Source organism: Tepidiphilus margaritifer DSM 15129, from assembly GCF_000425565.1.
GTDB lineage: Bacteria > Pseudomonadota > Gammaproteobacteria > Burkholderiales > Rhodocyclaceae > Tepidiphilus > Tepidiphilus margaritifer.
In genome coordinates this window covers 413,708-427,368 of the sequence record NZ_KE384397.1, presented here as the reverse complement: position 1 = coordinate 427,368, position 13,661 = coordinate 413,708, and the positions used below count along the sequence as shown (strand labels likewise).

Genomic DNA, 13,661 nt, shown 5'->3' with positions numbered 1-13,661 from the left:
CCATTATACGCCGCGACGGTTCAGGGGGCGGTGACCACGAACGCACCGCCCCCCAGGCGTGCCGTGACGATGCGCGCCGCGGCACGCGCCGCCGACTCGTCGACGAATGGTCCAGCCCAGACGCGGACCTTGTCCGTTGCGGCGACCACGTGCAAGTCGATCTCCGGCAACATCGTTGCCGCGTGCCGCCGGAAGGAATCGGCGTTGTCCGCTTGGGCGAATGCGCCCAGCTGCAGGTAATAGCCGGGCGCCGGAACCGTGCGCTCGACCGCAGCGGGGGCGAGCGGGACCGCCGCGATCGCCTCTTCCGTCGGAACGGCCGCCGTCTGTACGGCCACTGCCTCGTTCACCGGCGCACTGATCATGGGCACGGCGGGCGAGGCGGTTTCCGTCGCGGGCGGCGTGCGCCCTGCCGCCGGTGTGGGGGTAGCCGCAGAACGGGCAGCGAGCGTCGTCGGCCGGTTTTCACTGCCACGGGCGCGAATCGGCTCGCCGCGCGCTTCGGCCAGGCGGATTTCCTCGGGCAGGATCAGCTCTACCTCTACCTGCGTCGTCCCCTGGTTGGCAAACCCCAGGCGGTCGGCCGCCGCGAACGACAGGTCGATGAGTCGTTCGGAGACGAAAGGACCGCGATCGTTTACCCGCACGATCACCTGCCGACCGTTGGCGAGGTTCGTCACGCGCGCATAGCTGGGAATGGGCAATGTCTTGTGCGCGGCGGTGAAGGAATACATGTCGTAGGTCTCGCCCGTGGCCGTTGGCTGACCATGGAAAGGGCGTCCGTACCAAGACGCCACCCCCACCTCACGGTAGGGAGAGAATTCGGTCATGGGAAAGTAGGTGCGCCCCAACACGGTATAAGGGCGGGCATTCGCCGGACGCAAAGGCTCGACGCGCGGAATCGGTTCCTCGCCGGACACCGTGCCGCTGCGCACCCCCGCCTCGGACGCCGTGCGCTTCGTCTGCGGCGAACCGCAGGCCGCCACGCTCAGACCGACGAGGACCAACACGCTGGCCGTAGACCATCCCCGCACGCGCCTCATGTCACCCTCCGCCAGCCGGAAAAACCTCTCTCGGGGGCATGTTCGGCCGCCGCGCTCGACAGCAGCCCCAAGCCCGTGGCCAGAGTCACCAGCGCCGTTCCGCCGTAACTGATGAACGGCAAAGGCACACCCACCACCGGCAACATGCCGCTCACCATCGCCACGTTGACGAAAGCGTAGATGAAGGTAGTGCCGACCACCGCTCCTCCCATCAGCATCCCGGCCCAGGTCGGGCTGCGGGCCGAGAGCCAGGCGCCACGCAGCAGGAGCAGCGCGTAAGCCGCCAGCAATACCGCCGCACCGAAGAAGCCGAACTCCTCGGCGAGCACCGCGAAAATGAAATCGGTATGGCGCTCCGGGATGAAGGAGAGCTGCGATTGCGTCCCTTCGCGCCATCCCTTACCCCACACACCGCCAGACCCGATGGCGATCGCCGCCTGGATGGTATGGAATCCCTTGCCCAAGGGATCGCGCTCCGGATCGAGCAGCGTGCACACGCGCTGTTTCTGGTAATCGTGCAGCATGGGCCAGGCCACGTCCGGCTCGCACCAGCGATCGCCCTGCACGAGCAGTGCCCCCACGCCGATCGCCAACGCCAGTACGAGCGGCACGATGAGCCGCCAGGAGAGTCCGGCAAAGAAGAGGACGAAGCCACCCGCGGCCACGACCAGGATGGTCGTCCCCAGATCGGGCTGTTTCAGAATGAGGGCTGCCGGAATCGCCAGCAGCACGAGGGCCACCGCATGATCCCACCAGGCGAGCGACTGGCGCCGCAGGGAGAAATACCATACCAGCATGAGTGGCACTGCGAGTTTCATCAACTCGGAAGGCTGCACCCGCGCCACGCCGAGATTGAGCCACCGGGTCGCCCCTTTGGCCGTCTCGCCGAAGAGCAGCACCGCCACCAGGAGCAACACCCCCACCAGATAGAGCGGCAGGGCCAGGCGCAGCCACCAGCGAAAAGGCACCTGGGCGGCCACCAACAGCGCCGCGAGCGCCAGGCACTGGTGCACCCACAGGGAATCGACCCGATCGGGTGAGGCGCTCATCAAGACCACCTGCCCGCCGGCAAAGAGCAACGACACACATCCAAGGAGCGGGAGGTCCCAACGCCGCGCCATCTGGCGCAGGACGGCGAGCCACGGCATGAGGTTCATCGCCCGTCCCCTTCTCCGCTTCCCTCATGGGAAGAAAAATAATAATCGAAGATCTGACGCATCAGGGGCGCCGCCGTCCGACCTCCAGGCCCACCGTTCTCCACGATGATCGCCGCGACGATGCGGGGCTCGTCGGCCGGAGCGAAGGCGATGTACCACGAGTGATCGCGCAGGTCTTCGTCCGTGGCACTGGGATCGTATTTTCGCCCCTGCAAGGAGAAAACTTGCGCCGTGCCGGTCTTGCCGCCCACCGAATAGGCCGCACCGGCAAAAGCGCGGGCCGAAGTCCCGATGCGCGCCCCGTCGACCATCGCCCGCAGCACGGCATCGACGTGCGCCGGATCGAGCTTGACGAATCCGGTCACCTCGCCGGAGACGGGAGTGCGCTCGCCCGTGACCGGATCGATCGTGGCCGCCAACACGTGCGGCTTGCGGATCACGCCGCCATTGACGAGGATACTCAAGGCATGAGCCATCTTCAAAGGGGTATACGCATTGTAGCCCTGACCGATGGAGGTCGACAGCGTCTCGCCGCCGAACCACTGCTGCTGGCTCGCCTTCTTGAACCGCTGCCGTTTCCATTCGCGCGAGGGCAGCACGCCGGGCGCCTCGTTGGGAAGGTCGATGCCAGTGCGCTGCCCGAACCCCAGTTTGCTCATGAAGGAACTGATGGCATCGATTCCGAGCTCGTTGCCCAGCGTATAAAAATAGACGTTGCAGGAGAAGGTCAAGGCCCGGTGCAGATCGACCCCACTCTGGCAGCTGGACTTCTTGTCGTACAGCTTGACGCCGGAATACTCGAACATCCCTTGCCGGTCGAACCGCTGCCCCGGCTGGCGCTTGCCCGAAGTGAGTCCGAGCGTGGCCATGAAGGGTTTGAAGGTCGAGCCGGGCGGATAGGTACCCCGCAAGGCGCGGTTGAAGAGGGGGCGATCCTCACTCAAGGCAAGCCGCTCCCAGTCGGCCTGGGACAAGCCGTCGAGAAAGAGTTTCGGATCGAAGGAAGGGGAGGAAACCATGGCGATCACCGATCCGTCGCGCGGGTCGAGCGCGACGAAGGCCCCCCTGCGCCCGGCAAAGGCGTCGAGCACGAAGCGCTGCAGCCGGGCATCGATCGTCAAGACCAGATCCTTGCCGCTCACCGCCTCCCGCCGGTCGAGCCGGCGCACCGCCCGCCCCGCCGCATTCACCTCCAGCCGCTCCCACCCGGTGGTACCGTGCAGCAGGGTTTCATACTGCAACTCGATGCCTTCCTTGCCGATATAGTCGGTACCACGATAGGCACCCGTGAGCCCTTCGGCTTCGAGCCGCTCCTGATCCTGCTCGTTGATGCGCCCGAGATAGCCGACCACGTGCGCCGTCGCCTCGCCCTGTGGATACTCGCGAAAGAGCCGCGCCTGCACCTCGACGCCGGGGAAGGCAAACTTCCACGCCACGAAGCGCGCCACCTCCTCGTCCGTGAGGTGCTGACGGATGGCGACGCTGCCCAGACCCCGCTGATCGCGCATCTGGCGCAGGAACCGCTTGCGATCGCTCTCCTCGATCGTCACGATCCTGGAGAGACGCTCGATCGTGTCGTCGAGATTGCGCACCTGCGCCGGATCGATCTCCAAAGTGTAGGCCCGCACGTTACGCGCAAGCGCCTCGCCATGCACGTCGAGAATCTGGCCGCGATGCGGCACGATGGGCACGAAAGCCTGGCGGTTGTCCTCGGCCAGCGTCTGAAAGCGCGCGTGCTCACGTACCTGCAACTGGTGCAAACGGCCGAGCAGGCCCGAAAAACCGGCAAGGATCAACACGACCAGTACCGCCAGACGCCGACGCGTCCGGCTCACCACGGCTTCGCTGTCCAATCCCCTGTCCGTCATGCCCGGCTCAGGACAAGGACGCCGGCGCGTCCGAGCGCACCGCCCGCCATTGCGGCCACAACAGGGCATAGCTCAGGATCGGCCACAAGGCAGCATCAGCAAAGGCCGTGCCAAAGTAATCCCATCCCGGCCAATCGCCCCCCGCAGCCAGACGGACCGCCGCCTGCAAGGCGAGCGCGAGCAGCCACAAGGGCAAAAGCAAGAGCGCCTGCCCCCAGCCGCCGAACCACAGGATGCGCGCCGCACGGCGCTGGGCCAGATAGACCACCCATACGAGGGCGAGCGCCTCTTGCCCCAAGGCCACCCCACGCCCCACGTCGAGCATCACCCCCAAGACGAATGCCGTCCACACCCCCACCCGCTCGGGATCGCGCATCGCCCAGAAGGTGAGCACCGCCAGCGTCAATTCAGGCCAGAATCCCCACTCGCCCTTGGGAATCAGATCCCAAAAGAAGGCCAGCGCCAGGGTGAGCAGGATGAAGCGCGGCCGCGGCGGCTGCAATACCCGCGCCGGGCGGGAAACGGTCTGCATCACGTTCCTCCTGCGGGCGATTCCTTCGCCGGCACGCGTTCGACCACCATGAGATAACGCCGGCGCTCGCCAAAGGCCACGGGCTCGCACACGATGTGGGAAAACCCCGTCCCCGTGTCGACCGACACCACCCTCGCCACCAGAATCCCCGGCGGGAACACACCATCGAGACCGGAGGTAACGAGCAGGTCGTCGGCGCGCACGTCCGCATCGGCCAGGAGATGACGCAATTCGAGGTAGCCGTCGCCCAGACCATAGACCACGCCGCGCACGCCGTTTCGCTGCACCATCACCGGCACCGCATGGTCCTTCTGCGTGATCAGGGTCACCTCCGACACCAGCGGCTGGATGCGCGTCACTTGCCCCACCAGCCCCTCGGCATCGAGCACCGCCAGCCCCAGACGCACGCCCGCGTTCGCTCCGCGATCGACGACGATGCGCCGGCTGAAGGGATCGGGCGCATCGTAGAGCACTTCGACGCCGATGGTACGCAGCTCGGCACGCTTGCTCATGCCCAGCAGGCGCCGGAATTCGGCGTTTTCCGCCTCCAGCGCCGCCAAGGTGGCCGCGCGCAGCCGGTCCTCCATCTCGATGCGCCGCAGACGCGCATTCTCGGCCTGCACCTCGGCGAGCGTGGCGAAATAGATCGACCCGTCGGTGGCGAGTTTCACCGGCCAGTGCGCCGCCTCTTGGACTGGGCGAAGTACCACCGAAATCGCATCGCGCACGGCTCCCAGCGCCCCGAAGCGCAGATCGAGTACCAAGAGCAGCACCGCGGCGAGCGTCGCCAGCCCCAGACGCTGCCCTGGCGACATCGTCCGATGAAAGCGCGGAACGTTGGGTGAGGCACCGAGCGGGGAATTCATCGCGACTCCCCGAAACCGTGAATCATTCAGTGGTGAAGAGGGTGTCGAGCATATCGACCTTCTCGAGCGCCATACCGCAGCCGCGGGCCACACAGGTGAGCGGATCTTCGGCCACGATCACCGGCAACCCCGTCTCTTCCTGGATCAAGCGATCGAGATCACGCAACAAGGCGCCGCCGCCCGTGAGCACGATGCCGCGCTCGGCGATGTCGGCGCCCAGCTCCGGCGGCGTCTGCTCCAGCGCAATCTTGATCGCCGAGACGATCTGGTTGAGCGGATCGGCGATCGCCTCACGGATCTCGTTCGACGACACGGTGAAGCTGCGCGGAATCCCTTCGGCGAGGTTTCTCCCCTTGACTTCGATCTCCAGCACTTCCGAGCTCGGGAATGCGATCCCCACCTGTTTCTTGATGAGCTCGGCGGTCGCCTCACCGATCAGCATGCCGTAGTTGCGCCGAATGTAATTGACGATGGCATCGTCGAGCTTGTCGCCGCCGACACGGATCGAGCCGGAATAGACCATTCCGCCCAGCGCGATCACGCCCACTTCCGTGGTGCCCCCGCCGATGTCGACCACCATCGAACCCGTGGCTTCGGCCACCGGCAAACCGGCGCCGATCGCCGCGGCCATCGGCTCCTCGATGAGGAAGACCTTGCTCGCACCGGCAGCGAGCGCTGCATCGCGAATGGCGCGGCGTTCGACCTGGGTCGAGCCGCAGGGTACGCAGATGATGATACGAGGGCTGGGCGAGAGCAGGCTGGAAGAATGCACCTTCTTGATGAACTGCTTGATCATCTGCTCGGTGACTACGAAATCCGCGATCACGCCGTCTTTCATCGGCCGGATCGCCTGCAGATTGCCCGGGGTCTTGCCCAGCATCTGCTTGGCCGTCTGCCCGACGGCCTGAATCACTTTCTTGCCCGTGGAAGGATCGATGCGGATCGCCACGACCGATGGCTCGTTGAGCACGATGCCGCGACCGCGCATGTAGATGAGGGTATTGGCCGTGCCAAGGTCGATCGCCAGATCGTTGGAGAACAAAGAGCGCAAAAAACCGAACATGTTGGGTCCTTGAAAACGCAGGGATACGTATGGATCGAAAGGGTCGCGGCGCAGCAGCGGCACAAAGGCACCGCCCTTGGGAAGTCTCGGCAAAAGAGTCGCGAATATGATACTCTACAAAGCTTTGGACGCGACAGGGTCTGCCGTATGCCCGCCATCGACCTCGACCGTATCGCCGAGCTCGCCCGTATCGAATTGACCCCCGACAGCGCCGCGGCGTTCCGCGCCGACCTCGAACGGGTCCTCGCCCTGGTAGATCGGCTGCAGGCCGTCGACACCACCGGGGTTGCCCCCATGAGCCATCCGCTCGATCTGCCGCAGCGCCTGCGCGAGGACGCCGTCACCGAACCGGATCAACGCGACGCCCTGCTCGCCCTCGCGCCCGCGGCCGAAAACGGCCTTTATCTCGTACCCAAGGTGATCGAATGAGCGCAGAACGGCTCCTCACCTCCTCATTGCGTGAGCTCGCTGCCGCCCTCTCCGAGGGGCGTACCCGCGCCGAAGCGCTGGCCGATGCCGCGCTCGAGCGCGCGCAAAGCCTGCAGGAACGGCTCAACGCCTTCATCACCCTCACCTCCGAAGCCGCTCGTGCAGCCGCCCGCGCCGCCGACGAACGCCGCCGCGGCGGAAACGTCTCGTTACTTTCTGGCATCCCGCTCGCCCACAAAGACCTCTTCTGCACCCGGGGCGTGCGCACCACCGCCGCCTCGCGCATGCTCGCCGAGTTCGTTCCGCCCTACGACGCCTTCGTCGTCGAGCGCCTCGCCCAGGCCGGCGCGGTGTCCATCGGCAAGACCAACCTCGACGAATTCGCCATGGGCTCGGCGAACGAACACTCCCACTTCGGCCCCTGCCGCAATCCCTGGGATACGAGCCGCATCGCCGGCGGCTCCTCGGGCGGCTCGGCCGCGGCCGTGGCAGCCGGCATCGTGCCCGTGGCCACCGGCACCGACACCGGCGGCAGCGTGCGCCAGCCGGCGGCCATGTGCGGCGTCACCGGCATCAAGCCGAGCTACGGGCGGGTGAGCCGCTACGGCATCATCGCCTACGCCTCCTCGCTCGATCAGGCCGGCGTGATCGCGCGCAGCGCCGAAGACTGCGCGCTCGCCCTCACGGCCATCGAAGGCTTCGATCCACGCGACTCCACCTCGCTCGATCGGCCGGCCGAAGACCATGCCGCGGCGCTCGCCGCCACCGACGGGCGACTCGACGGGCTGCGCCTGGGGCTGCCGCGCGAATTCTTCGCCGTCGAGGGGCTCGACGCCGACGTGCGCCGCGCCGTCGAAGCGGCCGCCCGCACCTATGAATCCCTGGGCGCGCGCCTTGTCGACGTGTCCCTGCCGCGCGCCGAACTCGCCATTCCCGCCTACTACGTCATCGCCCCGGCGGAAGCCTCGAGCAACCTCGCGCGCTACGACGGCGTGCGCTACGGCTACCGCGCTCCCGACTATGCCGACCTCGACGACATGTACCGCAAGACGCGCGCCCAAGGATTCGGCGACGAAGTCAAGCGCCGCATCCTCGTCGGCACCTATGTGCTCTCGCACGGCTACTACGACGCCTACTACCTGCAGGCGCAAAAACTGCGCCGCCTGATCGCCGAAGACTACCGCCAAGCCTTCGACTCCTGCGACCTCATCCTCGCCCCCACCGCGCCCACCACCGCCTGGCGCCTGGGCGAGAAAGACCAGGATCCGGTGCAGGAATACCTGCAGGACATCTATACCATCGGGGCCAACCTCGCCGGGCTGCCGGCGCTCTCGCACCCCTGCGGGTTCGATGCGGCGGGGCTGCCCATCGGCTGCCAGCTCATCGGCCCCTATCTCGCCGAAACGCGGCTGCTGCTCGCCGCCCACGCCTTCCAGGAAAAAACCGATTGGCATCGGCAGCTGCCGCCGCTCTGAACCACGGAACCGCCATGAACCGCACCGACTGGGAAACCGTCATCGGCCTCGAGATCCACGCGCAGCTCACCACGCGCAGCAAGATCTTCTCCGGGGCTTCCACCGCCTTCGGCGCCGAACCCAACCGCCAGGCCTGCGCCATCGACGTGGCCCTGCCCGGCACGCTGCCCGTGCTCAACCGCGGGGCCGTCGAGCGCGCCATCCGCCTCGGGCTGGCGATCGAAGCCGAGATCGCCGAGCGCAGCGTGTTCGCGCGCAAAAACTACTTCTACCCCGACCTGCCCAAGGGCTACCAGATCAGCCAGTACGAGCTGCCGGTGGTGAAAAATGGCACGCTCACCATCCAGGTGGGCGAGGGAGAATCCGCCTACGAGAAAACCGTGCGCATCACGCGGGCGCACCTCGAAGAGGACGCCGGCAAGAGCCTGCACGAAGACTTCCACGGCATGACCGGAATCGACCTCAACCGCGCCGGCACGCCGCTGCTCGAGATCGTCTCCGAGCCCGACATGCGTTCGGCCGAAGAGGCGGTGGCCTACGCCCGGGCGCTGCATACCCTGGTGCGCTGGATCGGGGTATGCGACGGCAACATGCAGGAAGGCTCGTTTCGCATCGACGCCAACGTCTCGGTGCGTCCCAAGGGCGAGACGCGCCTGGGCACGCGGCGCGAGATCAAGAACCTCAACTCCTTCCGCTTCCTGCAGCAGGCGATCGACTACGAAGTCCGCTGGCAGATCGAAACGCTCGAGGAAGGCGGCACCGTCCAGCAGGCCACCGTGCTCTTCGACCCCGAGCGCGGCGAGACCCGCGTGATGCGCACCAAGGAAGACGCGCACGACTACCGCTACTTTCCCGATCCCGATCTCCTGCCGCTCGTCATCGACCGTGCCTGGATCGAAGAGATCCGGGCGAATCTGCCCGAGCTGCCGCAGGCGCTGCGCCGCCGGTTGGTGGACGAACACGGCCTCACCCGCTACGATGCCAACCTCCTCACGGCAAGCAAGGAGCTGGCCGACTACTATCTGGCCGCCGTCGCCGCGGCCGGTCAGGCGATCGCCAAACCCTGTGCCAACTGGATTCTCGGTGAGCTCGCCGCCAAACTCAACCGCGCCGAGCTCGACATCGGCGAGAGCCCCGTGCGTCCGGAACACATCGCCGCCCTGGTGCAGCGCGTGCACGACGGCACGATCTCGCACGCCGGAGCAAAAAAAGTGTTCGAGGCGCTATGGACCGGTGAAGGCACGGACGTCGACGCGATCATCGAGGCGCAGGGACTCAAGCAAGTGAGCGATGAGAGCGCCCTGGAAGCCTTGGTAGACGCAGCGATCGCCGGCAATCCGAAATCGGTGGAGGAATTCCGCGCCGGCAAGGAGAAGGCCTTGAATGCTCTCGTCGGCCAAGTGATGAAAGCCTCGCGCGGCGCGGCCAACCCGCAACGCGTGACCGAACTGCTACGGCGCAAACTCACCGCCTGACGAGATTCTCCCATCGCGTTCGGACCGGAAAAACCGTTCGGGTAAATCGGCTACAATGCCATTTCCGTCGGCATAGGTAAAAGGGCCCGCCATGCAGGAGACGATCGAATCCATCGACGAGCGGTTGCGTCATCTCTTGGCCGTTGCCCCGGAATCGGCACTCCCGGCAGCCGAATTCGAGATCCTGGCCGATAGCCTCTTGGGGCAGGAGTTCAACACCTTCTCCCAGCTCGTCGATCGCGCCGATATGCTGCGTGCTTCTCTGCACCGCGTCGGCTGGCCGCGCCGCACCCCACCCACGCGCGAATCCCCCTACCTGAAGGCATGGGGTAAACTCATCAAGCTCTATACCAAGGCCACGCAGCATCCTGCGGCAGTACCTTCCTCCCCTTACTGCGCCCTCGCCCACGAGCGTCAGAGCTGGTGTCTGCTGCGCATGATGCTCATCTTCTGGTTCGAGCTCACCCGCGTGCCCGACACCCTTTGGGGGGGATTGCACCAGGCGCTGCTGCGGGCCGAACGGGCCAACGTCGCCAATCGACGCGTCGATGACGGCCTTTTCGGCTCACCGTCTCGACTCAGCTGCCGCGAAGTCCATCACGCCGCCGCGCTCATCCACCTCGCCAACCCCAACGCCTTGCCCATGTCGGTACTGCCGCGGGTGGTCTCCCTCGCCCTCGAATCGGCCACCTACGCCCAGTTCGTGCCACCGGAGTGGCTCGATCGCATCGACGACCGCTACGGCATCGATCTGGCCGGAAACTCTCCGCCCATCCCCGCGCTCGCGTTCGCCGATGCCAAGCTGCTGCGCCTCTACGATGCCGGCGCTCTCCTACCCAAATTACAGGCACGGCTTGCGCAGACGGGACTATCCACCGACGAGCGTCTACTACTCGAGACTCTGTCACAACGCTGGACGGGAGAACCGCCAAAGCGACAAGAACCCCGCGAGCCAATCAACGAAGGACTGCAAGTCGTCTCCGACTGGCCGGCGATCTATTTCTATTTCACCGGGCAGCCATTCGAGCCGCCCACGGCGGTGTCGGTACGCCGCACTTTCGAAGAAGCGCAGCGTATCCAGCTCTTCGGCGGCACTGTCAGCGACGTCGATCTCGCCGAGCGCGAGCGCGAAAAAAACGAGCTGCTCTATTCCCCCCACCTCACGCAGTGGGACGCCATGGACCGCAGTCCCCGCGGGTGGCGCATCCGGCGCAGCGGCGCGCGCAGCGAGCTCACCCGCTGGCCCCCCGGACGGCTGCTTCTCGTGCGCAAACATCCCAAAGCCTACGGCGGCATGCTCACGCGCGTGCGCTGGCGCCAAGCCACCTTCGACGGCGAGATCCACCTCGGGCTCGAGCAGATCCCCGGCATCCCCCGCCCGACGGCGGTGCAGCACTTCCCCGTGGTAGGAGCGCCGCCAACTCCCTGGTACCCCGCTTTCTGGTTTCCCGACACGAGCCGCGGTGACGAAGGCACGCACCGCCTGCTCGCTCCGCTCGAGATCGGCACCGATGCCAAGCTCCTCAATTTATGGGTCGAACACAAAACGCGGGGCGCCCGCGTACAGGAAGTGATCGAAAAGGGCGAGGATTACCTCATCCTCACCTTCTTCTGGATCGACCCCGTCATCATCTGACGCGCGCGCGCCAGCGCCCCGGGGGAAAGCGCAGCCGAAATTCGCTCCCCTGCCCGGGTACGCTGTCGATGAGGAGCCTCGCCTCGTGGCGTTGCGCCACGTGGTTGACGATCGCCAGCCCCAGCCCCGTGCCGCCGCGATCACGCGAACGCGCCCGGTCGACGCGGTAGAAACGCTCCGTGAGGCGCGGCACATGCTCCGGCGCGATGCCGATACCGGTGTCGCGCACGAAGAGTTCGCATTCGCCGTTCTCGAGGTCGCGCATCCCGATCACCACCCGTCCCGGCGCCGGGGTGTAGCGCACCGCATTCAGGGCGAGATTGCCCAAAGCCGATTCGAGCTCGGTGCGCACCCCCAGGATTTCTCGAGGCCGCGGCGGCGGAGACACCTCCACCGTGATGCCGTCCGGCGCCACGCCTCTGGCCTGATCCGCCGCGGTCTCCAGCAACTCGGCCACATCCAGCCACTGTGCCGGCGGCGGCTGCGTTCCTTCGAGTTGCGCCAGCGTCAGGAGATCCTCCACCAGCCGCTGCATGCGCACGGCCTGCGCATGGACCTGTTCCAGATACCCCCCCAGGGGAGGAGGGGGCGGCGTGGGGGAATCGAGCGCGGTCTCGAGATAGCCGCGCACGATGGTGAGCGGCGTGCGCAACTCGTGTGACACGTTGGCGACGAAATCGCGCCGCATCCGCTCGAGCCGCATCGCCTCGGTACGATCCTCGACGAGCAGCAGCGCCTCCCCCTCTTCCAATGGCACCCACTGCAAGCGGCAGTACAGCGTCTCACCGCGCTGCGGCACCTCGCCGGTAAACCCCTCCTCACCCGCCGTCCGGATACGCTCGACCCAGCGCGGCTCGGGCAGGAAGAGCGCGAGCGGCTGGCCCGCATGCAAACGCCGGCGCAGCTGCAGCAGCTCCTCGGCGCGGCGGTTGAGCCGGCGGATCGTCCCGTCAGACTGCAACCACACGACCCCTATCGGCAAACGATCCCAAGCCGCGATCAGGCGCTCCCGATCTCGCCGCGCCGCCTCCACCCGGCGCCGCCACCCCCCTTCCTGCGCCCGCAGCGGTTCGAGCACCAAGCGTGCCCGCGCGGAACACCCCTCCAGAGGGTCACCGGAAAACGCCAGCTCCACTACCTCGGAGAACTCCCGTTCGGCGCGCCACCACGCCCACCCCAAACCGAGCGCGAGCAGGGCGAGCCCTGCCGGCCAGGAAAAGGCCGCCGTCACTGCAGCGACCATGCTCACGCCGCCCAGCCGCCGCAGGGCAAATCGCCGCTGCAAGCGCAGCCTCTGCGCCGTATTCATGCTTCCTGCGTCGCCTGTACCGAAAACCGGTACCCCGCCCCGCGCACCGTCTGGATCAGACCCGATAACCCGTACGGTTCGAGCGCCGCGCGCAGGCGGCGCACGTGCACATCCACCGTCCGCTCCTCGACGAAGACGTGATCCCCCCACACCCGGTCGAGCAGCTGCCCACGGCTGTGCACCCGCTCCGGATGGGCCATGAGGAATTGCAGCAGACGAAACTCGGTCGGCCCAAGGGAGACGACCCTTCCCTGCGCCAACACCCGCCGCGCCGCCGGATCGAGTTTCAATCCACCCGCCTCGAGCACCTCCTCGCCCACCTCCGGCCGGCGCCGCCGCAGCACCGCCCGGATGCGCGCCAGGAGCTCACGCGGGGAAAAGGGCTTGGTCACGTAATCGTCCGCTCCCGCCTCCAGCCCCAGCACCTTGTCCACCTCGGCGCCGCGTGCCGTGAGCAGGATGAGCGGCAGCGCCCGCGTACGCTCTTCCCGCCGCAGACGCCGCACCAGCTCGATGCCCGACAGCCCCGGCAGCATCCAATCGACGAGCACCAGATCCGGCAGCGCCTCACCGATGAACCGCAAGGCCGCCTCCGCATCGGCCGCACGCAGCACGTGCAACCCCGCCTGTTCCAGATTCACCGCGATCAACTCCAGGATCGCCGGTTCGTCCTCGACCACCAACACGTTGACCGTCATCACCTCTCCCAAGCCCCGCGAACGACATATTGCCGTTATATCGCGAAATGGTGACGGTTTCGTGACAAAAATCCGATTGTGAGACTAGGCTGCTTGAAGCACAGGGCATC

Annotated in this window: 12 protein-coding genes; 4 read left to right on the top strand and 8 right to left on the bottom strand. The window is 66.6% G+C overall.

Annotation, left to right across the window (positions count from 1 at the left end):
* Positions 1 to 20: 20 nt before the first annotated feature.
* From H607_RS12755 to H607_RS0110725, 6 genes are read right to left on the bottom strand one after another with little or no spacing between them, the layout of a single operon-like run.
* Entirely contained in the window at positions 21 to 1,043 is a 1,023-nt protein-coding gene (locus H607_RS12755; protein WP_051240843.1) for a septal ring lytic transglycosylase RlpA family protein, read from the bottom strand.
* The gene (rodA, locus tag H607_RS12750) at positions 1,040 to 2,200 is read right to left on the bottom strand and encodes a rod shape-determining protein RodA (RefSeq protein WP_051240842.1); all 1,161 of its coding nucleotides are present in this window, start codon (positions 2,198 to 2,200) and stop codon (positions 1,040 to 1,042) included. Before rodA ends, H607_RS12755 begins: the two co-directional genes overlap by 4 nt.
* A complete protein-coding gene (mrdA, locus tag H607_RS0110740) occupies positions 2,197 to 4,068 on the bottom strand; it encodes a penicillin-binding protein 2 (protein ID WP_028875434.1) in 1,872 nt (623 codons plus the stop codon). The genes rodA and mrdA overlap by 4 nt, the downstream gene beginning before the upstream one ends.
* 7 nt (positions 4,069 to 4,075) lie before the next feature.
* A complete protein-coding gene (mreD, locus tag H607_RS0110735) occupies positions 4,076 to 4,600 on the bottom strand; it encodes a rod shape-determining protein MreD (protein ID WP_028875433.1) in 525 nt (174 codons plus the stop codon).
* A complete protein-coding gene (mreC, locus tag H607_RS12745; RefSeq protein ID WP_083962036.1) occupies positions 4,600 to 5,466 on the bottom strand; it encodes a rod shape-determining protein MreC in 867 nt (288 codons plus the stop codon). The genes mreD and mreC overlap by 1 nt, the downstream gene beginning before the upstream one ends.
* Before the next feature lie 22 nt (positions 5,467 to 5,488).
* Positions 5,489 to 6,529, bottom strand: a complete 1,041-nt coding sequence (locus H607_RS0110725; protein WP_028875432.1) for a rod shape-determining protein — start codon at positions 6,527 to 6,529, stop codon at positions 5,489 to 5,491.
* 147 nt (positions 6,530 to 6,676) lie between these two features.
* Here H607_RS0110725 and gatC point away from each other — a divergent pair, with 147 nt between their 5' ends.
* The 4 genes from gatC to H607_RS0110705 all read left to right on the top strand — a co-directional run bounded on the left by gatC (position 6,677) and on the right by H607_RS0110705 (position 11,544).
* Positions 6,677 to 6,958, top strand: a complete 282-nt coding sequence (gene gatC, locus H607_RS0110720) for an Asp-tRNA(Asn)/Glu-tRNA(Gln) amidotransferase subunit GatC (protein ID WP_028875431.1) — start codon at positions 6,677 to 6,679, stop codon at positions 6,956 to 6,958.
* Positions 6,955 to 8,433: an Asp-tRNA(Asn)/Glu-tRNA(Gln) amidotransferase subunit GatA gene (gatA, locus tag H607_RS0110715; protein WP_028875430.1), complete on the top strand. Its 1,479-nt coding sequence runs from the start codon at positions 6,955 to 6,957 to the stop codon at positions 8,431 to 8,433. The genes gatC and gatA overlap by 4 nt, the downstream gene beginning before the upstream one ends.
* 14 nt (positions 8,434 to 8,447) lie before the next feature.
* Positions 8,448 to 9,908: an Asp-tRNA(Asn)/Glu-tRNA(Gln) amidotransferase subunit GatB gene (gene gatB / locus H607_RS0110710; RefSeq protein WP_028875429.1), complete on the top strand. Its 1,461-nt coding sequence runs from the start codon at positions 8,448 to 8,450 to the stop codon at positions 9,906 to 9,908.
* 91 nt (positions 9,909 to 9,999) lie between these two features.
* Positions 10,000 to 11,544: a hypothetical protein gene (locus H607_RS0110705; protein WP_028875428.1), complete on the top strand. Its 1,545-nt coding sequence runs from the start codon at positions 10,000 to 10,002 to the stop codon at positions 11,542 to 11,544.
* Here the strand turns inward: H607_RS0110705 and H607_RS12990 are convergent.
* On the bottom strand, positions 11,537 to 12,853 hold the full coding sequence (locus H607_RS12990; protein WP_051240841.1) for an ATP-binding protein: 1,317 nt from the start codon (positions 12,851 to 12,853) through the stop codon (positions 11,537 to 11,539). The genes H607_RS0110705 and H607_RS12990 overlap by 8 nt on opposite strands.
* Entirely contained in the window at positions 12,850 to 13,551 is a 702-nt protein-coding gene (gene phoB / locus H607_RS0110695; protein ID WP_028875427.1) for a phosphate regulon transcriptional regulator PhoB, read from the bottom strand. The genes H607_RS12990 and phoB overlap by 4 nt, the downstream gene beginning before the upstream one ends.
* Between the last annotated feature and the right edge of the window lie 110 nt (positions 13,552 to 13,661).

Coding starts and splice junctions, on each gene's coding strand:
- gatA (WP_028875430.1), top strand. CDS start 6,955: ATGAGCGCAGAACGGCTCCTCACCTCCTCATTGCGTGAGCTCGCTGCC.
- H607_RS0110725 (WP_028875432.1), bottom strand. CDS start 6,529: ATGTTCGGTTTTTTGCGCTCTTTGTTCTCCAACGATCTGGCGATCGAC.
- gatC (WP_028875431.1), top strand. CDS start 6,677: ATGCCCGCCATCGACCTCGACCGTATCGCCGAGCTCGCCCGTATCGAA.
- rodA (WP_051240842.1), bottom strand. CDS start 2,200: ATGAACCTCATGCCGTGGCTCGCCGTCCTGCGCCAGATGGCGCGGCGT.
- H607_RS12755 (WP_051240843.1), bottom strand. CDS start 1,043: ATGAGGCGCGTGCGGGGATGGTCTACGGCCAGCGTGTTGGTCCTCGTC.
- gatB (WP_028875429.1), top strand. CDS start 8,448: ATGAACCGCACCGACTGGGAAACCGTCATCGGCCTCGAGATCCACGCG.
- H607_RS0110705 (WP_028875428.1), top strand. CDS start 10,000: ATGCAGGAGACGATCGAATCCATCGACGAGCGGTTGCGTCATCTCTTG.
- mreD (WP_028875433.1), bottom strand. CDS start 4,600: ATGCAGACCGTTTCCCGCCCGGCGCGGGTATTGCAGCCGCCGCGGCCG.
- phoB (WP_028875427.1), bottom strand. CDS start 13,551: ATGACGGTCAACGTGTTGGTGGTCGAGGACGAACCGGCGATCCTGGAG.
- H607_RS12990 (WP_051240841.1), bottom strand. CDS start 12,853: ATGAATACGGCGCAGAGGCTGCGCTTGCAGCGGCGATTTGCCCTGCGG.
- mrdA (WP_028875434.1), bottom strand. CDS start 4,068: ATGACGGACAGGGGATTGGACAGCGAAGCCGTGGTGAGCCGGACGCGT.
- mreC (WP_083962036.1), bottom strand. CDS start 5,466: ATGAATTCCCCGCTCGGTGCCTCACCCAACGTTCCGCGCTTTCATCGG.